This is a genomic window from Mammaliicoccus sp. N-M50 (genome assembly GCF_022386995.1).
Classification (GTDB): Bacteria; Bacillota; Bacilli; order Staphylococcales; family Staphylococcaceae; genus Mammaliicoccus; species Mammaliicoccus sciuri_A.
On record NZ_JAJNJA010000003.1, the window covers coordinates 292,895 to 315,556 of the forward strand.

Sequence of the window (22,662 nt, forward strand, 5' to 3'; positions counted from 1 at the left end):
AATTTTATATTAACATATTCTACCCATGTATCCTTTATAATAGAATTAAGATTTAAATAGGAGGTTTTGAGTTGAATATTTTACAATTTGAAGACTACTTAAAAATAGATACAGAATCTTTTAATCAAGTAGATTTGCGCACTTTGAACCACTATATCGAAAGATTCATGTACACTGTGCCTTTTGAAAATATTAGCGTTCAAAATAAAGAACCGATATCAGTGAATATTGATGATTTATTTAACAAAATTGTTCATCGTCATCGCGGTGGATTTTGTTATGAATTAAATACGATTTTTCAATATTATTTAAAAGAAAAAGGCTTTAACGTTGATCGTGTGTCAGGAACGATCCATACACCAGATGATAATTGGAGTAGAGACGGTTCACATATGTCGACAATCGTACATTTAGATCAACCTTATATTGCAGACGTAGGATTTGGTGATTTACCAACAAAAGCTATTCCAATCTTTGAACAAGATAATATCCAAGTCATTCATGATGTTAGTGGTCATTATCGTGCTATTTTAGATGAGGATCGTGTCATTCATCTTCAAAAACAGTTAGATGACCAATCTTGGCGCACATCTTATTTAACAAATGAAATCATTAGACCTTGGGACTTCTTTATAGAACATTTAGATTATAATGAACACAATCCTGATTCAATATTCGTTCAGAAACTAATTATTACAATGGCTAAAAAATATGGTAGAGTAAGCATGTCTTATGATCATTTAACCATTACGTCTAAAAATCATAAACAAAAAGAAAGCTTCAAACATGATCAATATAAAGCCATATTAAAAAAATATTTCGGAATAGATGAAACAATTCATACATTGGAAAGTTGAGAAAAGCTCTCTCTTCTTCCATTACTCTAATAGAAAAAAGCCGGCGACGTCATAAACGTCTCCGGCTTTCTACATATTCTATATTAATCTGTTTTTACTTTACCTTTTTGTAATTCTTGTTCTGTCCACCATAGTGCATCTTCAGGATTTTTAACGGCATGTTCGAAATCTTTTTTAGAAGATACTGTTGGATATGATCCTTTTAATGCTTTGCCCGAAGTTGTTTCAAATAGGAATAGTATTGTTACAAATCCTATAACACTTACCGCTGTTAAATAATAAGCTGGTGCTAATGGATTTTGTGTGACATGTACTAACCATGTTGAAACTAATGGTGTTGTACCACCAAATATTGAAACAGATACGTTAAATGTAACAGCTAATGTACGGTAACGAACATCTGTATAGAAAATACTTGGTAATAAACTTGGCATTGCACCTTCATATGTTGATAAGAAGAAGCCAAGAATAAAGATACCTAATGATATAAACATTAATTGGTTAAGTCCTATGAAATAGAACGCTAGCATTGAAAATGCTGTTAAACCAAATGTACCGAATAACACAACTTTTTTGTTACCAATTTTGTCACTTAAACGACCGAATATAAATGCTAATGGCACCATAATAACCATTACACTTGTAATCAATACCGTACTAACTGTAGTTGAAATACCAATTACTTCGTCTAAGTAAGACGGCATATATGAAAGTAACATATAGTTTGTAATATTAAAGAACGCAACTGCTATAAAGCATACGATAATATCTTTTTTGTGATTTTGAATAATTGAAATGAATGGTTCTGGTTTTTCATCATTCTCAGAAATATCATTTTCAAAAATTGGTGTTTCATCTAAATGTCTTCTTAAATAAAGTCCAACTAAACCAAGTGGTGCACCTAGAATGAATGGAATTCTCCAACCCCATGCTTGCATTTGTGCATCTGATAAACCAATAAATAATCCACTTGCTAATAACGAAGCTAAAATATAGCCACCTAAAGTACCAATTTCTAATCCACTACCTAAAGCACTTCTTCTATTGTCTGGAGAAGATTCTGCAATATATACCATTGCACCTGCATATTCCCCACCAGTTGAGAACCCTTGAATAATTCTCGCTAATAGTAATAAGACTGGCGCCCAAATACCTATTTGATCATAAGTAGGCAATAATCCAATTAATAACGTTGAAGCTGCCATAAATACGATAGTCGTTGTAAGAACGGTTTTTCGGCCAAGTTTATCGCCGATTTTACCAAATATAATACCACCAAGTGGTCTCATTAAGAACGCAATCGCAAATGTAGCGAAAGTAAATACTAATTTCAGTTCATCATTTTCAACTGATGTAAAGAAATTCTTACTAATGATAATTGCTAAATAAGAATAAAGACCAAAGTCAAACCATTCCATAGCATTACCAATACCTGTAGCATAAACACTTTTTTTAGTTTGTTTCATATCTACAACATTTATTTTATTCTTGTTGAATTTCATGTTTTTATAAACACCCTTTCAATATAGTTATGTATACTACCATATTGAAAAATAAGCACAACTGTAATTTTACACTTTGTTAAGTATCCACTTTTGTGAAAAACACCACAAGCATATAAGCTTATTAGCCTCATAAGTGGTCGCCCAATGTTGTAAAATTACTCATATTTCTTGAATAATTTTTAGATTTTTTAATTTTTTTCTGAAATCTTTAGCACAGATTTACATTTCTAAAAGCGTTATACTAAATATAAATCATCACAATTGGAGGTTTTGTTAATGAAACGATTTGATATGTTGATTATTGGTTTTGGTAAGGCTGGTAAGACGCTTGCTAAAGATTTTGCAGGGCAAGGTCAAAAGGTCGCGGTTATTGAACAAGATTCAAAAATGTATGGAGGTACTTGTATAAATGTAGGTTGTATTCCTAGTAAGACATTGCTCCATGAAAGTCTAGAACATCATCCGTTCAGTGAAGCGATGAGTCGTAAGAAAGATGTTGTTGCTGCTTTAAATAAGAAGAATTTCAACAACCTTAATTCTGATGACAATATCGAAGTATACACTTATAAAGCGCATTTTAAAGATAACCAAACAGTGTTGCTTTTAAATGACCAAAATGAAACGGTTGAAACGATTCAAGCGGATAAGATTGTGATTAATACGGGTACGCGTTCAAATATTCCTGATATAGAAGGTATTAATACAACTGAAAATATTTATGATTCTAAAGGGATTATGGCATTAGATCACTTACCTGAAACGCTTGTTATTATTGGAGCTGGTTATATTGCATTAGAATTCGCGACAATCTTTTCAAAATTAGGCAGTAAAATTAAAATCGTGCATCCACGTAAGCATGTATTAGTAACCGAAGATAAAGATATTGCTTCTCTTATTTATGATGAAATCATTAGTCAGGATATTGAATTTATTGATGAAGCTGAAGTAACAGCCTTCTCTACCGAAAATAATCGTCCCATCGTGCATACTTCTCAAGGTGATATAACAGGTGATGCGGTATTACTTGCGACTGGTCGTGTGCCTAATACCGATTTAGCTTTAGAAAATACAGATATCGAACTTGGAGATAAAGGTGAAATTAAAGTCAATGAACATCTACAAACTTCTGTAGACCATATTTATGCAGTTGGAGATGTTAAAGGTGGTCCTCAATTTACTTACATTTCATTAGACGATTACCGTATTGTTAAAGACCATTTAGTTGGCAAACAGCACCGCACAACGGAAAATAGAGGTTATGTGCCTTATACTGTATTTCTAGATCCTCCACTTTCAAGAATTGGCTACACTGCAAGTAAAGCTAAGAAAAATGGTCACACTATTTTAGAGGGACAAATTGAAGTGAAGAATATCCCTCGTCACAAAATCAATCATGACGACAGAGGTTTATTCAAAGTTGTTGTAGATGCAGATAGTAAACTCATTTTAGGTGCAAGTCTTTACGGTAAAGAATCTGAAGAATTGATTAACATTCTGAAACTTGCAATGGATCAACAAATTCCATATACCGTTTTAAGAGATAACATTTATACTCACCCTACGATGGCCGAATCATTTAACGATTTATTTAATATTTAATTTAGTCAAAATAGGTCAAATTATTTGAAATCAAATTCGCACTCGTTCACAATAGTAGTATCAATCATTATAGGAGTGATTTCATGTCTGAAGAAAAACATAACGAAAAAGATATACTTACTGAAAAGTTATTAGAAACACGTACGGTTATTATTACCGGGGAAATCAATGATAAAGTGGCAAAAGAAGTCGGTAATCAACTATTACTATTAGAAGCAATGAGTGATGAACCTATCAATCTATTTATTTCAAGCCAAGGTGGTCATGTAGATTCAGGTTATTACATTCATGATATGATTAATTTCATTAAACCAGAAGTTAATATTATCGGTTCTGGTTGGGTAGTAAGTGCAGGCGTTATTATTTATTTAGCTGGTAAAAAAGAAAACCGCTACAGTTTACCTAATACAAGATTCATGATTCATCAGCCTTCTGGCGGTGTACAAGGTCAATCTGTTGAAATGGAAATCACAGCTAAAGAAATTATTCGTACAAGACAAAAAATTAATGAATTAATCGCAAGAGAAACTGGCCAAGATATTGAAAAAGTAGAAAAAGATACTGGCCGTGACTACTGGTTAAGCACACAAGAAGCTAAAGACTACGGATTTATCAATAAAATCATTAAATCTCGTGATGAAATAAAATAACGTAACATGAAAGGCAGGGGCTGCGATAGTTACCCCTGCCTTCTCTATATTTATATAATGTGAACGGATTGTATTGGGTGGATAACTGCACTATATCTCTCAGTCTTCGTGCGTTACGCCCTATTTTTGTACCCTAGTGCACGATATCTCTTAGTCTTCGTGCGATTGAGCCTTATTTTGTACCCTAGCGCACTAGATCTCTCAGTCTTCGTGCGTTATGCCTCCATTTTGTACCTTATCGCACGATATCTCTTAGTCTTCGTGCGTTATGCCCTATTTTTGTACCCTAGTGCACGATATCTCTTAGTCTTCGTGCGTTATGCCCTATTTTTGTACCCTAGCGCACGATATCTCTCAGTCTTCGTGCGTTATACCCATATTTTGTACCTTATCGCACGATATTTTTTAGTCTTCGTGCGCACAAGCCCGTACATTCTCTACCATCTACCAATTATATTCATATCATGATTATTTTCTTCTATATTACTTAATATTCTCATCTACCATACGTTTCATAATAGACAATGGTCCTGTTGATGCGATCGTTGAGACATAATTTACGAGTTCTTCTACGGATACGCGATTTTCATCTGATACCCAGTATTTGATCATCGACATCATTGAACCTACTACATAACTTAAGTAATAATTTTCTGGAATGCCAAATACATTATCCTTATTACCTATTAAATGCTTAATATTACTTCTTATAATATCTGCTAATTGTTCTTCGATTTGAGTTTTACGTTCTAAGTTTAGGATCACTTGATAAAATTCCATATTATGCTCAATATGCGTAATAACATTTTTAATAATTTTATTTGCAAATTCTTCAATAAAACGATCACTCGTCTTAGTTGATAAATCCATCTTTCTAATATCTACAAATCCTTTAATTTTCTCAATTTGTTCATTTTCCATTTCATCTAACAAAGCATATTTATCTTCATAATTTAAATAAAAGGTTCCTCTATTAACATCTGCTAAATCTGAAATTTGTTGTATCGTAATACGATCAAGGTTATTTTCTTTTAATAACTGGATAAATGCTTGTTTAATTGCTCTTTTACTTTTTCTTACGCGTCGATCTTCTGCCATTTTTAACCATTCTCCTTATTTTAATGAACAATTTTTATGTTTTTGTTGATTAATAAACGTATCGTAAGTAATTGACGATTGTATCTAACTTAATTTCTATTATAATAAACAATGTTATTAATAATCAACACAATGTTCATTAATCAAGGAGGAAAAAATATGAATATTTTCAAAAAGAAACTTTTTTGGATGACACCTATTCTAGTAATCGTCATACTTTTATTATTAGCGATTGCTTTTATTCCAGCATATAATCCAGAACCAAAATCAGTCCCAATTGCGATTGTGAATCAAGATAAAGGTACAACAATGCAAGACAAAGATGTCAATATCGGGAAAACTTTTGCAGATAAAATTAAAGACAATAAAGATTTATCAGATAAAGTTGAATGGGTAGATGTAGATAGCAAGAAAGATTTAAAACAAGGCTTCAAAGACAACAAATATTATGGTGCATTAATTTTAGATGAAAATCTTTCAAAAGATTCTATGAGTAAAGTTCAAAAGACAGTTCAAGACGCAAAAATTAAAGAAATGCAGTCACAAATGAAAGAAAAAATCGAAAGTGGACAAATTCCACCTGAACAAGCTAAAAAAATGCAAGAACAAAACAAAGTTGAACCTGTTAAAGTTAAACAAGGACAAGTTGAAATCATCGTTAACGAAGGTGCAAGTATGCAAGGTGCACAACTCGCGAATACAATGTTAACGACTATCGGTGATCAACTGAATACACAAATTTCTAAACAAGGTATCCAAACTTTAGATAAAATGGATGTCGACGTTTCATCTTCAGATATTCAAGGTATCACAAATCCAATTAAAGTGGATAAAACAAACATGAACGCTGTTAAATCACATCAAGGTAACGGAAACTTACCATTCTTAATGTTCACACCAGTATGGTTAGCATCATTAGTTGGCTCAGTTGTTCTATTCTTCTCATTCAGAACAAGTAATAATATCACAATTAAAGACCGTATTATTGCTTCACATGGTCAATTAGGCGGTGCGATTGTTACAGCATTAATCGGTGGTTTCGGATATATCTACTTTATGACGCACGTATTAGATGTAACAATTAACGAACCAACTAAAATCGGTTTATACATTTCAATCGCGATTCTTGCATTCATCAGTCTCATCTTAGGATTTATGACATGGTTAGGTGTCAAAGCTATTCCATTATTTATGGTATTGTTATTCTTCAGTATGCAACTCATCATGTTACCAAAACAAATGTTGCCACAATTTTATCAAGACTATATGATCGGATGGAATCCATTTAGACATTATGCAGAAACATTACGAGGACTATTGTATTTACACCACGATATCGAACTTAATAGTACAATGTGGATGTTTATAGGCTTTATCATCTTCGGTGGTGTATCAGCTATATCAGCAGCTATCCTTAGAAAACATAGCGAAAAAAGAACAGAAGTACCATCATAAAATAAAAAAATCTCATGTGACTGAATCATTCAGTGCCACATGAGATTTTTTATTATGTTATTTTTTCTCTTTGAATCCTTGTTCTTTAATAAATTTTTCTGATTTTTTCATGCTTACGCCTTTATCAGTATCTCCAATAATATCAACAACATTATTATCTCTTAATTCTTTGAAATCAGCTTTTTCATAATCAACTTCAACATTTTCGATTAATTGATTATCGTTACTTTTTACAGATTCCTTAACACCTTTAATATCTTGGAATTTTTTACTTTCAGTCTCAAGCTGTTTCTTTAATTCTTCTTTCTGGCTATCTTCAGTAATATTAAAATCTTTGTAATCAATTGTGATTTTAGATGTTTGCTTTAACACTTTGTCCCCTTTATATGTATACGTCATTTCAACATCTGCTCTGTTTTGCTCACCAGTAAAAGTTTTAGTTTCTTCCTTACCACAAGCTGATAATAAGACTAACATCATCGTGCATAATAAAGAACCAACCATTAATTTCATAGATATTTTCATTTGCTTCGTCACCTTCCATATCCTTTAGTTATATTTCTATAATCTAATATATCACTATATAGTTTATTTATCTCAATTTTCCGAGAAAAAATAATTTGAAAAATGTCAGTATTATAATTATTATATTTAATTTTACGAAATTTTTGTATTGGTTCTTGGACGTTTGCACTCAGGTTTCCTTATATTTTTTCAAATTCTAGGTCAATTTCGCTAGCTAACGATCTTGTTTCGTTTTCTTGAACGTTAGAATTTCTAACGATCTTGTTTTCGTTTCTTGATCGTTAGCCAGCTCATTTTGTGTATTTTTACTCTTTTCCACCTGCTATTTGGTGCGCTAACGATCTTGTTTCGTTTTCTTGAGCGTTAGAATTTCTAACGATCTTGTTTTCGATTCTTGATCGTTAGCTAGCTCATTTTGTGTATTTTCACTCATTTCCAACTGCGATTTGGTGCGCTAACGATCTTGTTTCGTTTTCTTGAACGTTAGAATTTCTAACGATCTTGTTTTCGTTTCTTGATCGTTAGCCACTCCTACTCCAACCCATACTCCCTCTCACACAAGAAAAGACCAGCTCACCCGAGCTGGTCTTCTTTTTATAATATTTCTTTAGCTTTAAGTACCGCTTCTTGCGTAATTTCATGACTGTTAACCCATGCTTCTGTCACTGTTGCGTTACGTTCTTTAAATATTTCTATCACGCGCTCGCTTTGTGCGTTTGTAACGATTGGATCTCTTGCACCCATTGATAAAAAGACATTAAAATGAGATAAATCTTTATGATTATTTTCTAAATCTAATGGATAAAGTGGTGCAAAGAGTAATGCTTTTTGAAATGGTGTTTGTTCTCTTAATATGAGGTTAATCGCCATATTAGAACCATTAGAGAATCCTACTGGAATAACATCTTCTAATTTAAAACCATATTCTTTAGATGATTCTTCTATAAATTGATACAGTTCTTGTCCTCTATATTCTAAATCTTCTAAGTCATATTGCCCTTCTCCGAGTCTTTTGAAATATCTAGCCATACCATTCTCAGATACTTCTCCTTTAACACTCAAAATACTATAAGTCGGATCAAGCATTTCTGCTAATGGTAATAAATCTCTTTCATCTCCACCTGTTCCGTGAAGTAATAGAAATACTGGTTTACCTTGTGCACCTTGTTTAAATATATGTTTCATATTTACTATCTCCCATCATATTATGGTCTTTCGATTGTGAATGTGTGTCCAATTTCAGCATAATCATTCCCGGCAAGTCTGCTTACCGCATTAAGCTCTTCTTTATTAATATAACCATCATCATAAATACGCTCATCAAAATGATAATACTTCACCTCTAGCAGTAATAAATCTGAAATAGGTTGTCCATCTTTTTCAATTACAATATCATCATATAGCACCGCTTCAAATCGAACTTTACTTTGCTTCAAGCCTTTCACAGATACTTCAACTGAATCTACTATTTCAAAATTCGTACGTTCGAGTTCACTTTCTTCATGACTTAACATAGCTGCTGTTTGATTCGCATCACGCACATTATTTGTATCTACAATATGCACGACCGCTTCTTTATTCTGAATGATATTTCGTGCAGTATCTTTCATTTCACCATTCACTCTTTGTACTGCGATAGAAAGAATCGGTGGGTCTGAAGATACAACATTGAAAAAGCTAAACGGTGCTATATTCAGTACGTTATCATCTGATTCTGTTGTGACTAATGCAATTGGTCTAGGAATAATAGATCCTATTAACAATTTATAGTTTTCTTTCTGCGATAAGACTTCTGGTCGTATCTCCTTCATCTTAACCACACCTTTTCTCATTAATGTTCTCTACTTGTATCAAAAGCTTTAATTTCAGATTCAATGTAGTCGCGTTTTGCTTCTAAGAATGGTGGTAATGCAAGACTTTCACCTAATGTTTCATAAGGTTCATCTCCCATAAATCCTGGTCCATCAGTAGATACTTCTATAAGAATATGACCAATTCTTGCGTATAGCGCTTCAAAATAATATCTATCAACATTACCTGAGTTACCAATTCGAAGTTCGTTATATTTTTCTTCCCACGCTTTAATCGCTTCATGGTCTTTTAATCTGAATGATACGTGATGTACTTCACCGTAACCTTGTCTTGCTTCAGGACCTTGGTCGTCTTTTCTCAAAATAACTTGACCACCGTTACCGCCTTCTCCAACTTCTAACAATGTTACGTTTTCTTCTTCAATAATTGGTTTCATACCGTAAACTTGTTTCAATACAGATTTGAAGTCTTCATAATAGCTCACTGTAATTTCAATTGGTCCCAATCCATAAATCGCTTTATCTTCAGGTACTGGACCATTTTTCCAAGGAATACCTGGTTTAACACCTTCATTTAATTCATCTGAAATTAATTGATATCTTTGACCGTCTTCTTCTTCAAAAGGTAATACCTTTTTACCGAATAAATCTTGGATACCGTCATGTTTAACGCCAAATTCTTCAAAGCGATTTAAATAATATTCAAGCGCTGCATCGTTTGGCACTCTAAATGCTGCACGGCTAATTGAATTTGTACCACGACTACCTTTCGGGTTATTTGGAAAATCAAAGAATGTCATGTCTGTACCTGGAGACCCTTGATCATCTGCGAAAAATGTATGGTACGTATATATATCATCTTGGTTTACTGTTTTCTTAACTAAACGCATACCTAGTACTTGTGTGAAAAATTCATAGTTTCTTACTGCATCATTTGTCATTGCAGTTACGTGATGGATACCGATAAGTTCTGGATTACTCATTATAGTTTCCTTCTTTCTTTATTTTTATTTCGAATTCGAAATAATAAGTTGTAAAAAAATTTGCGCTATCCACTACTCAGTAGAATTTGCGCTTATTTTTTTAAGTGCTCTACGAAAAATCGCAAGCTCTTCGTCATCTAATATAGAAAATGCTTTTTCAATTGTTTCGGCATGTTGTGGAAAAATACGTTCCATCAATTCATGACCACTTTCGGTTAGAACAGCATACGTAATGCGTTTATCTTGCTCATCTTGTCGACGTGTTACATATCCTTTCTTAACAAGTTGATCGATGACGTAAGTTGTACTACTGCTTGCAATTAAGATGCGTTGTTTTACTTTTTGAATAGGTTGATCACCTTTATGATACAAAAGTTCCATTACAGCAAATTCAGTAATATTTAAACCGTAGTTCTTCATATCTTGTTTAACAATACGATCTAACGTATCATTTGTACGTTTTATACCTACTAGCGCTTTTAATGATTCTTTCGTTCTATCCATGTTCATCACCTATTCAAATATTATTTCGATTTCGAGATAATTGTAACGCCCTCACTAATAAATGTCAACAGTTTTGAGTATAAAAAATATACTAACTTTGTTTTTATTATATTTTCAATATTCTAACAAATTTAATTTAGTTGATTTTTAATAATGTTTAACCTATAATTCTTATTGAAAAACTAAGGTATTTATTAATTTTATATTGGGGTAATGGGATGAAAGCATTTGATTTAATCGGGAATACGCCACTTGTCTTATTGGAACATTACAGTACAGACAACGTGAAAATATTTGCGAAATTAGAAAGTTATAACTTAGGTGGCAGCATTAAAGATCGACTAGGCAAGCATCTAATAGAACATGCACTAGCTGAAGGTAATATTCGTTCTGGAGATACAATAGTTGAAGCCACTGCCGGAAACACAGGTATTGGACTTGCTATCGTAGCGAACCATTACAATATGAACTGCGTTATCTTTGCACCTGAAGGATTCTCGGAAGAAAAAATGAACATCATGAAAGCTTTAGGGGCTGAAGTAAGAAGAACACCACGTTCAGAAGGTATGTTAGGTGCGCGTCAACAAGCACAGACCTACTCTGAAGAATACGGCGCTTATTACATCAATCAATTTGAAAATGATGAGAATCCACAAGCATATGTTCATACTTTAGCGACAGAAATTCTTGAACAATGTCCAGACATCACACATTTGATTGCTGGTGCTGGTTCTGGCGGAACTTTTACAGGAATAGCTTCAGTCATGAAAGAACATCAAGTACGTAATATCATTGTAGAACCTGAAGGAAGCATTCTTGCTGGTGGCGAAGCGCATGCTCACGATACTGAAGGTATTGGCGTTGAAAAGTGGCCACCATTTCTAAAGCGAGATTTAATCGACGATATTAAAGTCATTTCGGATCAAGATGCATTTACAAATGTATCAGGTCTTGCATTAAATGAAGGTATTCTTGCTGGTAGTTCATCAGGCGCAGCATTACAAGCAGCAATAGACGTTTCAAAACAAATCGAACAAGGACATATTGTTGTCATTTTCCCTGATGGCAGTGATAGATATATGTCTAAAAATATATTTAATTATGGAGGAAAAGATTATGAATAAAAAAACATTACTCATCCATGGCGGTAAAACAACAGATGCATATACAGGTGCGGTAACAACACCAATTTATCAAACAAGTACTTATGAACAAGACGGAATCGGAAATTTAAGACAAGGTTATGAATACTCTAGAACAACTAACCCTACTCGTACAGCATTAGAAACATTAATCGCGGATTTAGAACACGGTACAAATGGTTATGCGTTCGGTTCAGGTATGGCAGCAATCTCAGCAGTCATCATGTTATTAGACAAAGGTGACCATATTTTAATTAATTCAGATGTATACGGTGGTACTTACCGTGCATTAACAAAAGTATTCTCTCGCTTCGGTATTGAATTTGATTTTATCAATACAACTGATGTAAGCAATATCGAATCTTCTATTAAAGATACAACTAAAATGTTATTTATTGAAACACCATCAAATCCGTTACTTCAAGTAACAGATATTAAAGCAGCAAGTGACATTGCTAAAAAACATGACATGTTAACAGTTGTAGATAATACATTTATGACACCTTATTACCAAAATCCATTAGACCTAGGTGCTGATATTGTACTTCACTCAGCTACTAAATACTTAGGTGGACATAGTGATGTTGTATCAGGTTTAGTTGTAACAGCTAACGAAAGTCTTGGAGAAAGAATTGGCTTCATCCAAAATTCAACTGGTGGTATTTTAGGACCTCAAGATAGTTATTTACTAACACGTGGTATCAAAACATTAGGTTTAAGAGTAGAACAAATCAATAGAAACGTTAAAGAAGTCGTAGCATTACTAAACAAACATGAAAATGTTGTTAAAACAATTCATCCATTAAACGAAGACCATGTGAATCGCGATATTCACTTCGAACAAGCTTCAGGATACCCAGGTATCATTTCATTTGAAGTCGCTGATGTAGAAAAAGCAAAAGAAGTCATTAAACATACAAAATTATTCACATTAGCAGAAAGTTTAGGCGCGGTAGAAAGCTTAATTTCAGTACCAAGTCTTATGACACATGCATCAATACCAGCAGAAATTCGTCATAAAGAAGGTATCGCAGACGGCATGATACGTTTATCTATCGGTATAGAAGATACAGAAGACTTAGTAGAAGACTTAAACCAAGCATTAAACCAAATATAATAAAAAGAAAGGCTGAGACAGCGGAATTTGACCGCTTCCTCAGCCTTTTTTCATATTTGAGGTGTGGTGGATGGGTGTATTTAGTGTGGGATGGCGGTTTGTGAGGTGTGTGAGATGCGTATGTTGCTTGTTTGGGTCGTCTTGCAACATACGAGCGAGCTATGTTGCTTGTTTGAGTCGTCTTGCAACATACGGTCGCTCTATGTTGCTTGTTTGGGCTGTCTTGCAATATACGAGCGAGCTATGTTGCTTGTTTGGGTCGTCTTGCAACATACGGGCGAGCTATGTTGCTTGTTTGGGTCGTCTTGCAACATACGGCTGCTCTATGTTGCTTGTTTGGGTCGTCTTGCAACATACGGGCGAGCTATGTTGCTTGTTTGGGTCGTCTTGCAATATTCACGGCTCCAATGTTGCTAGTCACGTCCCACTTGCAATATTCACGGCTCCAATGTTGCTAGTCACGCTCCACTTGCAATGTGCGAGGTTCTTATTTATCTTGTTTTGCCTGTCTTGATAAATACAACGCCTCTATTTATCTTGTTTAGTCACTCTTGATAAATTCAACGCTCCTATTTATCTTGTTTGGTCAATCTTGATAAATACAACGCCTCTATTTATCTTGTTTGCTCAGTCTTGATAAATTCAACGCTCCTATTTATCTTGTTTGCTCAGTCTTGATAAATACAACGCTCCTATTTATCTTGTTTTACCAGTCTTGATAAATACAACGCTCCTATTTATCTTGTTTTGCCTGTCTTGATAAATACAACGCTCCTATTTATCTTGTTTGGTCAGTCTTGATAAATTCAACGCCTCTATTTATCTTGATAAATACAACGTTTCTATTTATCTTGTTTGATCAATCTTGATAAATACAACGCCTCTATTTATCTTGTTTGCTCAGTCTTGATAAATACAACGCCCTTCACTCTATTATTCCTCAATATAAAAAATGGCCGGGACATTATTCAATGTTCCGCGCCATTTTCACTTCTTTATGATTTTGTACCGAATAGACTTATTCCTAATATGACAAATACTGCGCCACTTATTTTATTGATAATTTTTTCTGCTACGATATTATCTCTTAATTTTGTTGTTAAACTACTTGAAAAGATCGCAATGATAAATGATGTGATCGCACCCATTACTGCGAAAATACTGCCCAATATTAAAAATGGTATTGGACCGTACTGATTATCCACTGAAATAAACTGTGGAATAAAAGAAATAAAGAATAGTGCTACCTTTGGATTGGTAACGTTCGTGATCACGCCTTGTACAAATAGTTTTCTACGAGATTGATACACAGTCTTCTTTATTGAAATTGACGATTGTTTACTTATAAACATTTGTATACCTAAATAAATTAAATATACTGCTCCGACAATTTTAATAATTGTGAATAAGACCACGGAAGTTTGTAAAATAATGGACAACCCTAATCCTGATAGTACAGTATGAACAACTGCACCAACCGATACACCTAATGCTGAATATATACCTGCATCTCTACCTTGTGAAATACTTCTATTTAGTATAAACATCATATCAATACCAGGTGTGATACAGATGATAAGCACTGTGATTAAAAACAGTTGAAAAGATACGATATCAAACATCATTTACCCCCTTTAAATTAATCGTTAAGATATACTAACATATAATCTAAAGTTGTAAAATGAAAATTTTAATTTATCTCGACCTTTTCAATGTCTAAGTTTATATTTAACTTTTCAAGTATAGATTCAAAACCTTCTATAGTATAGTCCTCATTTTCAGTTACTAATGTCTTAATCGTCCCATGACCGTTGGAAGTGTATGATTCTGCTTGTTCAATAACAGTTTGAGCAGGATCAATAAACATGATATGCGGATATAACTCTTTAAAATAACTATACAACCACGGTAAATGTGTAGAAGATAATGTAAATATATCGATTTCTTCATGTTGGTCTATAATATCATCCATAAAATTCTTCACAGTCATTAAAGTACGATATTTATCGGATATAAATGAACCGTCTTCAACTAATTCAACTAATGAAGAAGCATTAAATTGATATACGTGACTTGAAGAAACTTCATTGTTTATAAATTCATTTAATGCATCACTTTCAATTAGGGATTGAACACCTAAAATACCTATTTGTTTACTAGAAGATTTCTCTAATGCTTCTTTCACCGGTGGATAAACACCTACGATTTCAGTATCAAAGTTATCTTTCATGTTATCCAAAATAGTAATCGTTGGTACATTAGATGCCACGATAATCAAACGAGGATTCCACTTCCCTAAATAATGAATGGTTTCCTTAATTACAGTTTCTAATTCATGGATAGATTTTTGACCATAAGGAAACTGATTGCGATCTGCCAGATATATTATGTCTTGATTTGGGTATGTCTTTTTTAACAATTCTACAATTGAATAACTACCAATTCCCGCATCAAAAACAGCAATAGGTTTCAATAACGTGTCTTGATTATTTGTCATATATGCCACCCTAACTTAAATTTCTAAAAATACTTTCGGTGTTTGTGCTATTTTCTCATCTACCACGTTATAAAATCCACCTTTTTGATATCCCGTACAATGCACTTTGTCTTCTGTAGCAATTTCGAATTCAAGTTCCCACTTCATTCTACTCACTTTAACTAACCAACATCTACCAACTGGTTTATCATGAATCGTCAATGGTACTTTGTAGTCTGCCTCAGTTCTCATCAATATTGGTGATATATTAAGTTTCATCATTTCTGAGTAAGTCATATATTGGTTAATAAAAGCAGTTCTTAAATCTTCAAACCATCTTACATACACAATATTACTCACAATGCCCATAGCATCAATATCATAAACATTAACTTCGATTTCTTTTTCAGCGACTAATTTTCTCTCTTGCATTAAAAAGACTCCTTCGTACATCATTTTTTATTATTTCAAAATAACTTTATACATATTATCACTTAAAGTCATTCATTAAATCAACCTTAAGCAATACTAGAATCTTTAAATACTTTTTGGTATTGAACATAGCCTGATAAATAGTGTTCAATATCATCTATTCTTACTCTATAGCCATGATGTTTAATAAAGAATGAATTCACAATACGTGCTGGATTTTTAAAGTACATTGCAATTTCAGGATAAAAGTAGCCTGTTCTTTCATAATCAGCTCTTATATGTATTGTCTTAATGAATTTTTCTTCATCTAAATAAGTTTCAACAAGATCAGCATAGCCAGTCTTCTTAGCTTTTTCGACTAAGTGATAAGTCGCCATTAACATTTCTAAAAATGTTGGGAATGTCGTTTCCCTTTGTTGCATATAATCTAAATAACTCGATACGTTCTGAATGCCAAATTTATAATATTTCTCTTGTGGGTCAATTTGTACTAATTCATTTGTACAATATCCTAACCAGTGATCATGGTATTTCCAATATTTTTTCTCTATAAACATTTCAAATAACATTTTGACAGTATTCAACCATTCTTCATTATGATCAATTTGGTAAAGTCTTAATAACGCTAAAGCAGCTTCACCATCATAATATACAATTCTGAATTGTTCTTTTATCGTTAAATCAGGATAATTTAATACGTGTATCGTTTGTTGTTGATCATCAATCATCGACAATATCCCTTTAGCAACTTTCTGAGCAGCTTCTAAATATCGAACATTATCAGGTACATGTTTTAAATACTCACAAATCGCAAAAATAAATGCAGCGTTTTGACCTAATTTTATTTCATTCATACCTTCTGTATCATCAAATATATATCCTGCGCCATCAACTTCATATAAATAATGTTTAATTAAATAATCAATCGCCTTTTCTACAATTGTGACATCTTCATTTAAATAACTCAGACCTTCTATTAATGCATATGTCGAAGATGAATGACGTAAGTTGTTATAGAAGCCTATTTCATTATCAAAATGTGGAAAATAACCGTAAATATACTTTCCGTTATCTTGAATTTGATCTTTCAAAAAGTGAGTACTTGTTTTAATTAATCGATCTATTTCTTCATTAAGATTATCAATTCTTCTCAAACCTTTACGATATCCCTTTTCTTCTAATTCAATAAGTTGATTTTCTTCAAAGAAGTAACTTTTTGTGTAGAACTTATAAACAGATTCATTTTCATAATTGCTATGTGTGAAGTATTTTCTTAATTTTTTATATTTATTTATGTAGTTATTAATATTTTTCTCAGACATGATAAATTCTTTAGTACCTTTTTTAGGTCTAATAAATGCATTGGCATTAATTTCTTCTGGTAAGAACGCTAAGTCCCAGTTCTCATCTAAAGCAAAACCATATTCAACATAATTTCTACGTGTATTGATTAAATCATGCTTCAATTGTTCATACTTTATTTCTTCTATTGAAGTAACGAAATCTATTTTAACCCATTCAGCTTTTTTACCAGTATTTTTTCGAAATGCTTCTATATATTTTTTAATATTTCGGTCAGCATTATGTGATTTAAACATTTTAACTAAAGCTTTTTGAGAAGGATGACCAACACTAACAAATATTCTTTCTACATTTGAATGACTATTTAATAAATCTTTGAATTGATTAGTTATAACCATGTATAACATTCCTTTCTTTATTAATTTATATAACACAAAAATTCACTCTAATTATACATATTATACCATTTTTTGAAAAATTATAGAGGCCAGGACATATAAATGTCCCGGCCAAAATCTAGCATTATTTTATTCTAGTTGTTTTTACTTACTATCTTTGTTGTCTCTTTTACGACGACCAAGTAATAATAATGAACCTGCACCAGCAAATAATCCACCGAATAAAGCACCGTTAATTGAAGTCATTTCACCAGTATCTGGTAAATATTTATGATGATTATCTTTATTGTTGTTATTATTCATATTTGTTGCTTTAGTATCTTTGTTTCCATCATTATTGCTTGAATCAGTTGATCCCATTCCCATATCTGAGTCTGAATCAGCGTCCGCATCTGAATCGCTATCTGAATCTGAATCGCTGTCTGAGTCTGAATCTGCATCCGCATCTGAGTCAGCATCCGCATCTGAGTCAGCATCCGCATCTGAGTCTGAATCGCTATCCGCGTCTGAGTCACTGTCTGCGTCTGAGTCAGCATCCGCGTCTGAGTCACTGTCTGCGTCTGAGTCAGCGTCTGCGTCTGCATCTGAATCAGAATCTGCATCTGCGTCTGAATCTGCGTCTGAATCGCTGTCCGCATCTGAGTCTGAATCTGCATCTGAGTCTGAATCTGCATCTGAATCAGAATCTGAATCTGAATCAGCGTCCGCGTCTGAGTCTGAATCTGCGTCTGAATCAGCATCTGCATCTGAGTCGCTATCTGCATCTGAATCAGCATCCGCGTCTGAGTCACTGTCTGCATCTGAGTCTGCGTCTGAGTCACTGTCTGCGTCTGAGTCAGAGTCTGCATCTGAGTCAGCATCTGCATCTGAGTCAGCATCTGCATCGGCGTCTGCATCTGAATCGCTATCCGCGTCTGAGTCACTGTCTGCGTCTGAGTCAGAGTCTGCATCTGAGTCAGCATCTGCATCTGAGTCAGCATCTGCATCGGCGTCTGCGTCTGAGTCAGCATCTGCGTCTGAGTCTGCGTCTGAATCTGAATCAGAATCTGCATCTGCGTCGGCATCAGCGTCTGAGTCTGAATCTGCGTCTGAGTCAGCATCTGCATCTGAGTCAGCATCTGAATCTGAATCAGAATCTGCATCTGCGTCGGCATCTGCGTCTGAATCAGCATCTGCGTCTGAATCAGAATCTGCGTCTGAATCAGAATCTGCGTCTGAATCTGCGTCCGCGTCTGAATCTGAATCGCTGTCAGAATCCGAGTCGCTATCTGAGTCTGAGTCGCTATCTGAATCTGAGTCGCTGTCTGAGTCTGAGTCGCTATCTGAGTCTGAGTCGCTGTCTGAGTCTGAATCGCTGTCTGAGTCTGAATCGCTGTCTGAGTCTGAATCGCTATCTGAGTCTGAATCAGCATCCGCATCAGTATCTTCTTTATAGAATCCTGAATCTATAGACATATCATCTTCATCGTTAATTGTAACTTCAACTTTTAGTCCATCTGAATCTTTTTCATCGTTACCACCTTGATCTTTAACTGTTGGAGTGTATCCTTGTGGTGTTTCAAATTCTACTGTATATTTACCATTTTCTAATTCTCTAAAAATATATTTACCTGTTTCATCTGTTGTTGTTCTAGCAATTTCTTGTCCATCTTTATCTTTTAAAATTACTGTTACATTCCCAATTCCTTTTTCGCCTTCATCTTGTACGCCGTCTTTATTTGTATCTTCCCATACATAATCACCTAAGTTATACTTAGGTTTTTCTTTGTAGAATCCTGAGTCAATAGTCATATTATCAGCATCTTGAATTCTTACATTTACATTAAGACCATCTGAATCTTTAGCATCATCACCATTATTTTCAATAGTTGGTTTATAGCCAGCTGGAGTCTCAAATTCTACTTTGTAATCACCATTCTTAAGTCCTCTAAAAATGTATTTACCTGATTCATCAGTGATTGCTCTACCGATTTCTTGTCCATCTTTATCTTTTAAAATTACTGTTACATTTCCGATTCCTTTTTCGCCTTCATCTTGCACGCCATCTTTATTTGTATCTTCCCATACATAATCACCTAAGTTATATTTAGGTATATTTTCTCCATCACCGTTACCTGAGCCAAATCTAAGAATGTTACGATTATCCCAATAGAATGAGCTAGGGTTACCATAATAATCACGATTTGTTTCTGTAACTCGTGTCAATACATCATTTTCACTTTCATCATAATGACCATCTACTAAAATTACATAAGCTTTATTAATATCACCAAATTTTATATCTGTTGAATTATCATTATTATCAGTAATATAACCATTAAAATTCGCAGTAACATCTTTAAAGTTTCCATCATTTGGATCTACAAAATAACTTTCATTTAATAGATTTGGATTAATTACTTCATAAATTTTATATCTTGTATTATCTGAATTCACTAATGTGCTACTAACAGTTGGATCATCATAATAACCTTTAACATTAACATTTGAACCATAAAGTTGTTTAGCTAATGGGTTAACATATATTACTTGTTTATAAGTTCTTTCACCTGATTTATTATCTATTTTATTAATATTGGATGATATATTGGCGCCATTTGCTCCAGGAACTCCAGCAAATGGAGAACTGTAATCAAGATTGATAGTTGAATTGAATCGCTTACCTGCTATATTAAAACTTACTGGATAATTTCCACTTCTTGGTGATTCTTTTCTATCTGTAAATATCGGAATCTCAAAGTTACCTTTTACTTTTTCTTTCTCATTTACAAAATTAGTGAAGATGTATTTACCTTGTTTTGTTTTTGTATTATAAGTACCAGTAGCTATAATGTCTCCATTTTCATTTTTTAATTTAGCAAGATTCATTTGGTACCCTACTTTACTGTAATCAATGTCCCCGTCTAGAGATAAATTATTAGGAACATCGAATGTAAAGTAATCGCCTTCTTTAATAGAATCAGTTATTCTAAATGATACATTCATATTAGTAAATCCAGATTGATTTGGGTCAAATTTTCTTTTATCTAAATTAAAATTGTTGATAACTACTTTATCATTAACATTCTGACCACTAGCTTCTGTATTTGTATCAACCATAGGCACAGCTCTGAACCCTGTATAGTTTCTAGAAGTCGTAGCTGGCACCTTATTTTTATCGATTTTCTTAGATTGATATCTAATAGCTTCTAAAGAAATCTTCTTTTTCACATCTTCTAAAGAATCTTCCTTAAAATTAATTTTTGCATTATCAATAATTAATTTACGATCGTCATCTGATAAATTTTTAATTTTGTCATCTACTTCATTAACTAAATCTTCTTCAGAAAAATTTGTAGGTTGATCAATTACTTTTGCTTGTGTACTAGAAGTTCCATCTATTGAGACTTCTTCGTTTCTAGAATTTTCAATTTCTAATTCTGTAGGTGTTTTTTCTTCTGTAATTGGTTGTTCTTTAGTTTGATTTACTGAAGTTATATTTTCCTCTATAGATACTGGTTCTGATGCTTTTTTCTCTGTGCTCGATTCTTCAGAAGTAAACTTTTCTGATGCTTTGTCTTCTTGATTTGTTTTTTCAGTTGGTAATATTACTTCTCTATTTTCTTCTGTCGATTTTTCTTCTATAACTGGTTCTTCTGATGATACTTCATCTGTTACATTATCTTCTAGTGTATTTTCTTCTGTGCTCTCTTTTTCTAGTGATGCTTTTTCTGTTACTTTTTCCTCTGTGCTTAATTCTTCTGTTAATGTTGATGAATTATCCCCATTTATGTCATTAGATTTTTCATCATTTTGAGAACTTTTTGATTGTGCTTTTACTAAATCTTCGTTAGATACCTCATCTGCTTTCGCTTCATCACCTAAACCGAATAATAGTGTTGCACCAACCAAAATTGAAGCAGTACCAACAGTGAATTTTCTAATTGAATATTTATTTAATTTATTAGAAATAAAATCTATTTTACCACTTCTTGATTTTGGTTTCTTTTTCATTATTCATTCCTCCTAAAATATCAATTTTTCTTATTGAAAAGTCATTTTATTTATATGAGCACTTATCAAAAAATATTATATTTCGGGCTATTCAAATATTCAACACTTTAATTATAAAGATAATATATATTAAAATTATGTTTATTTTACATTTAATTACATTCATTAAATTGAATTTAAATCAAAAAATAAAGCGGTTATATCATTTGACATAACCACTTTACGAATGTTTAATATAAATTTATTTATCTTCTTTTCTACGACGACCGAATAAGAATAATGAACCCAATCCTGCTAATAAACCACCAATTAAAGTTGTATTAACTTCTGATTCTTCACCTGTATCAGGTAATTGTTTGTTATGGCTTGCTTTATGATCTTGATTATTTTCATTCGATTGATTAGCATCACCATTACCACCATTATTGTTTGAATCATTTGATGACATACCTGCCTCTGAATCGCTGTCAGAATCTGAGTCGCTATCTACATCTGCGTCACTATCCGCGTCTGAATCACTATCTGCATCTGCATCACTATCAGAGTCTGCGTCGCTATCCGCATCTGCGTCACTGTCTGCATCGGCGTCGCTATCTGCGTCTGCATCACTATCAGAATCTGAATCACTGTCCGCGTCTGCATCGCTATCTGCGTCTGCATCACTATCAGAGTCTGAATCACTGTCCGCGTCTGCGTCGCTGTCTGCATCGGCGTCACTGTCTGCATCGGCGTCACTATCCGCATCTGCATCACTGTCTGCGTCACTATCTGCGTCCGAATCACTATCTGCGTCCGAATCACTGTCTGCATCGGCG

The 22,662-nt window shown here is 33.4% G+C and carries 19 protein-coding genes; 6 read left to right on the top strand and 13 right to left on the bottom strand.

Annotated elements, in window-relative coordinates; all coding sequences use genetic code 11:
• Window positions 1–71: 71 nt before the first annotated feature.
• Window positions 72–857 carry an arylamine N-acetyltransferase family protein gene (locus LQ622_RS07165; RefSeq protein WP_239774855.1) on the top strand — a complete coding sequence of 262 codons (786 nt, stop codon included), beginning with the start codon at window positions 72–74 and terminating at the stop codon, window positions 855–857.
• An 83-nt stretch (window positions 858–940) separates the two neighbouring features.
• Here LQ622_RS07165 and LQ622_RS07170 read toward each other — a convergent pair whose 3' ends face one another.
• Complete coding sequence (locus LQ622_RS07170) at window positions 941–2,359, bottom strand: MFS transporter (RefSeq protein ID WP_239774857.1); 1,419 nt, start codon at window positions 2,357–2,359, stop codon at window positions 941–943.
• A 279-nt stretch (window positions 2,360–2,638) separates the two neighbouring features.
• Between LQ622_RS07170 and merA the strand changes: the two genes are divergently transcribed.
• On the top strand, window positions 2,639–3,961 hold the full coding sequence (merA, locus tag LQ622_RS07175) for a hypothiocyanous acid reductase MerA (RefSeq protein ID WP_239774859.1): 1,323 nt from the start codon (window positions 2,639–2,641) through the stop codon (window positions 3,959–3,961).
• Window positions 3,962–4,044: 83 nt separating this feature from the next.
• Window positions 4,045–4,611, top strand: a complete 567-nt coding sequence (locus LQ622_RS07180; protein ID WP_037589350.1) for an ATP-dependent Clp protease proteolytic subunit — start codon at window positions 4,045–4,047, stop codon at window positions 4,609–4,611.
• Window positions 4,612–5,094: 483 nt separating this feature from the next.
• Here the strand turns inward: LQ622_RS07180 and LQ622_RS07185 are convergent, their stop codons facing one another.
• Window positions 5,095–5,709: a TetR/AcrR family transcriptional regulator gene (locus LQ622_RS07185; RefSeq protein WP_227531907.1), complete on the bottom strand. Its 615-nt coding sequence runs from the start codon at window positions 5,707–5,709 to the stop codon at window positions 5,095–5,097.
• Window positions 5,710–5,868: 159 nt separating this feature from the next.
• Between LQ622_RS07185 and LQ622_RS07190 the strand changes: the two genes are divergently transcribed.
• Window positions 5,869–7,164 carry a YhgE/Pip domain-containing protein gene (locus LQ622_RS07190; protein ID WP_239774861.1) on the top strand — a complete coding sequence of 432 codons (1,296 nt, stop codon included), beginning with the start codon at window positions 5,869–5,871 and terminating at the stop codon, window positions 7,162–7,164.
• Between the two features lie 57 nt (window positions 7,165–7,221).
• Here the strand turns inward: LQ622_RS07190 and LQ622_RS07195 are convergent, their stop codons facing one another.
• The 5 genes from LQ622_RS07195 to LQ622_RS07215 all read right to left on the bottom strand — a co-directional run bounded on the left by LQ622_RS07195 (window position 7,222) and on the right by LQ622_RS07215 (window position 10,987).
• Window positions 7,222–7,689, bottom strand: coding sequence for a YehR family lipoprotein (locus LQ622_RS07195; RefSeq protein ID WP_126477828.1), 468 nt, complete (start codon window positions 7,687–7,689; stop codon window positions 7,222–7,224).
• 594 nt (window positions 7,690–8,283) lie between these two features.
• A complete protein-coding gene (gene mhqD / locus LQ622_RS07200; RefSeq protein WP_126477827.1) occupies window positions 8,284–8,874 on the bottom strand; it encodes a methylhydroquinone degradation carboxylesterase MhqD in 591 nt (196 codons plus the stop codon).
• 20 nt (window positions 8,875–8,894) lie between these two features.
• Window positions 8,895–9,500, bottom strand: coding sequence for a flavin reductase family protein (locus tag LQ622_RS07205; protein ID WP_239763430.1), 606 nt, complete (start codon window positions 9,498–9,500; stop codon window positions 8,895–8,897).
• Between the two features lie 20 nt (window positions 9,501–9,520).
• Complete coding sequence (gene mhqE, locus LQ622_RS07210) at window positions 9,521–10,483, bottom strand: ring-cleaving dioxygenase MhqE (protein ID WP_037559987.1); 963 nt, start codon at window positions 10,481–10,483, stop codon at window positions 9,521–9,523.
• A gap of 72 nt (window positions 10,484–10,555) precedes the next feature.
• Window positions 10,556–10,987, bottom strand: coding sequence for a MarR family winged helix-turn-helix transcriptional regulator (locus LQ622_RS07215; RefSeq protein ID WP_058611422.1), 432 nt, complete (start codon window positions 10,985–10,987; stop codon window positions 10,556–10,558).
• 218 nt (window positions 10,988–11,205) lie between these two features.
• Between LQ622_RS07215 and LQ622_RS07220 the strand changes: the two genes are divergently transcribed.
• On the top strand, window positions 11,206–12,111 hold the full coding sequence (locus tag LQ622_RS07220; RefSeq protein ID WP_126477825.1) for a PLP-dependent cysteine synthase family protein: 906 nt from the start codon (window positions 11,206–11,208) through the stop codon (window positions 12,109–12,111).
• Window positions 12,104–13,246, top strand: a complete 1,143-nt coding sequence (locus LQ622_RS07225) for an aminotransferase class I/II-fold pyridoxal phosphate-dependent enzyme (RefSeq protein WP_239774863.1) — start codon at window positions 12,104–12,106, stop codon at window positions 13,244–13,246. The genes LQ622_RS07220 and LQ622_RS07225 overlap by 8 nt, the downstream gene beginning before the upstream one ends.
• A 995-nt stretch (window positions 13,247–14,241) precedes the next feature.
• Here LQ622_RS07225 and LQ622_RS07230 read toward each other — a convergent pair.
• From LQ622_RS07230 to LQ622_RS07255, 6 genes are all read right to left on the bottom strand, one after another.
• The gene (locus LQ622_RS07230) at window positions 14,242–14,868 is read right to left on the bottom strand and encodes a LysE family translocator (protein WP_239763428.1); all 627 of its coding nucleotides are present in this window, start codon (window positions 14,866–14,868) and stop codon (window positions 14,242–14,244) included.
• A gap of 68 nt (window positions 14,869–14,936) precedes the next feature.
• Window positions 14,937–15,743: a glutamate racemase gene (locus LQ622_RS07235; RefSeq protein WP_239763426.1), complete on the bottom strand. Its 807-nt coding sequence runs from the start codon at window positions 15,741–15,743 to the stop codon at window positions 14,937–14,939.
• Between the two features lie 15 nt (window positions 15,744–15,758).
• Window positions 15,759–16,154 (bottom strand): acyl-CoA thioesterase, encoded by a 396-nt coding sequence (locus LQ622_RS07240; protein ID WP_239763424.1) that lies wholly within the window; start codon window positions 16,152–16,154, stop codon window positions 15,759–15,761.
• An 86-nt stretch (window positions 16,155–16,240) separates the two neighbouring features.
• Window positions 16,241–17,854 (bottom strand): poly(glycerol-phosphate) alpha-glucosyltransferase, encoded by a 1,614-nt coding sequence (locus LQ622_RS07245; RefSeq protein WP_239763423.1) that lies wholly within the window; start codon window positions 17,852–17,854, stop codon window positions 16,241–16,243.
• Window positions 17,855–17,998: 144 nt separating this feature from the next.
• Window positions 17,999–21,847 (bottom strand): SdrD B-like domain-containing protein, encoded by a 3,849-nt coding sequence (locus LQ622_RS07250; protein ID WP_239774865.1) that lies wholly within the window; start codon window positions 21,845–21,847, stop codon window positions 17,999–18,001.
• Between the two features lie 241 nt (window positions 21,848–22,088).
• Window positions 22,089–22,662 (bottom strand): LPXTG cell wall anchor domain-containing protein (locus LQ622_RS07255; RefSeq protein WP_239774867.1); only part of this gene is annotated, 574 nt, incomplete at its 5' end.

Excerpts from the sequence above, each read along its gene's own strand:
- LQ622_RS07170 (WP_239774857.1), bottom strand. The coding sequence starts at position 2,359 with ATGAAATTCAACAAGAATAAAATAAATGTTGTAGATATGAAACAAACT.
- merA (WP_239774859.1), top strand. The coding sequence starts at position 2,639 with ATGAAACGATTTGATATGTTGATTATTGGTTTTGGTAAGGCTGGTAAG.
- LQ622_RS07180 (WP_037589350.1), top strand. The coding sequence starts at position 4,045 with ATGTCTGAAGAAAAACATAACGAAAAAGATATACTTACTGAAAAGTTA.
- LQ622_RS07185 (WP_227531907.1), bottom strand. The coding sequence starts at position 5,709 with ATGGCAGAAGATCGACGCGTAAGAAAAAGTAAAAGAGCAATTAAACAA.
- LQ622_RS07190 (WP_239774861.1), top strand. The coding sequence starts at position 5,869 with ATGAATATTTTCAAAAAGAAACTTTTTTGGATGACACCTATTCTAGTA.
- LQ622_RS07195 (WP_126477828.1), bottom strand. The coding sequence starts at position 7,689 with ATGAAAATATCTATGAAATTAATGGTTGGTTCTTTATTATGCACGATG.
- mhqD (WP_126477827.1), bottom strand. The coding sequence starts at position 8,874 with ATGAAACATATATTTAAACAAGGTGCACAAGGTAAACCAGTATTTCTA.
- LQ622_RS07205 (WP_239763430.1), bottom strand. The coding sequence starts at position 9,500 with ATGAAGGAGATACGACCAGAAGTCTTATCGCAGAAAGAAAACTATAAA.
- mhqE (WP_037559987.1), bottom strand. The coding sequence starts at position 10,483 with ATGAGTAATCCAGAACTTATCGGTATCCATCACGTAACTGCAATGACA.
- LQ622_RS07215 (WP_058611422.1), bottom strand. The coding sequence starts at position 10,987 with ATGGATAGAACGAAAGAATCATTAAAAGCGCTAGTAGGTATAAAACGT.
- LQ622_RS07220 (WP_126477825.1), top strand. The coding sequence starts at position 11,206 with ATGAAAGCATTTGATTTAATCGGGAATACGCCACTTGTCTTATTGGAA.
- LQ622_RS07225 (WP_239774863.1), top strand. The coding sequence starts at position 12,104 with ATGAATAAAAAAACATTACTCATCCATGGCGGTAAAACAACAGATGCA.
- LQ622_RS07230 (WP_239763428.1), bottom strand. The coding sequence starts at position 14,868 with ATGTTTGATATCGTATCTTTTCAACTGTTTTTAATCACAGTGCTTATC.
- LQ622_RS07235 (WP_239763426.1), bottom strand. The coding sequence starts at position 15,743 with ATGACAAATAATCAAGACACGTTATTGAAACCTATTGCTGTTTTTGAT.
- LQ622_RS07240 (WP_239763424.1), bottom strand. The coding sequence starts at position 16,154 with ATGCAAGAGAGAAAATTAGTCGCTGAAAAAGAAATCGAAGTTAATGTT.
- LQ622_RS07245 (WP_239763423.1), bottom strand. The coding sequence starts at position 17,854 with ATGGTTATAACTAATCAATTCAAAGATTTATTAAATAGTCATTCAAAT.
- LQ622_RS07250 (WP_239774865.1), bottom strand. The coding sequence starts at position 21,847 with ATGAAAAAGAAACCAAAATCAAGAAGTGGTAAAATAGATTTTATTTCT.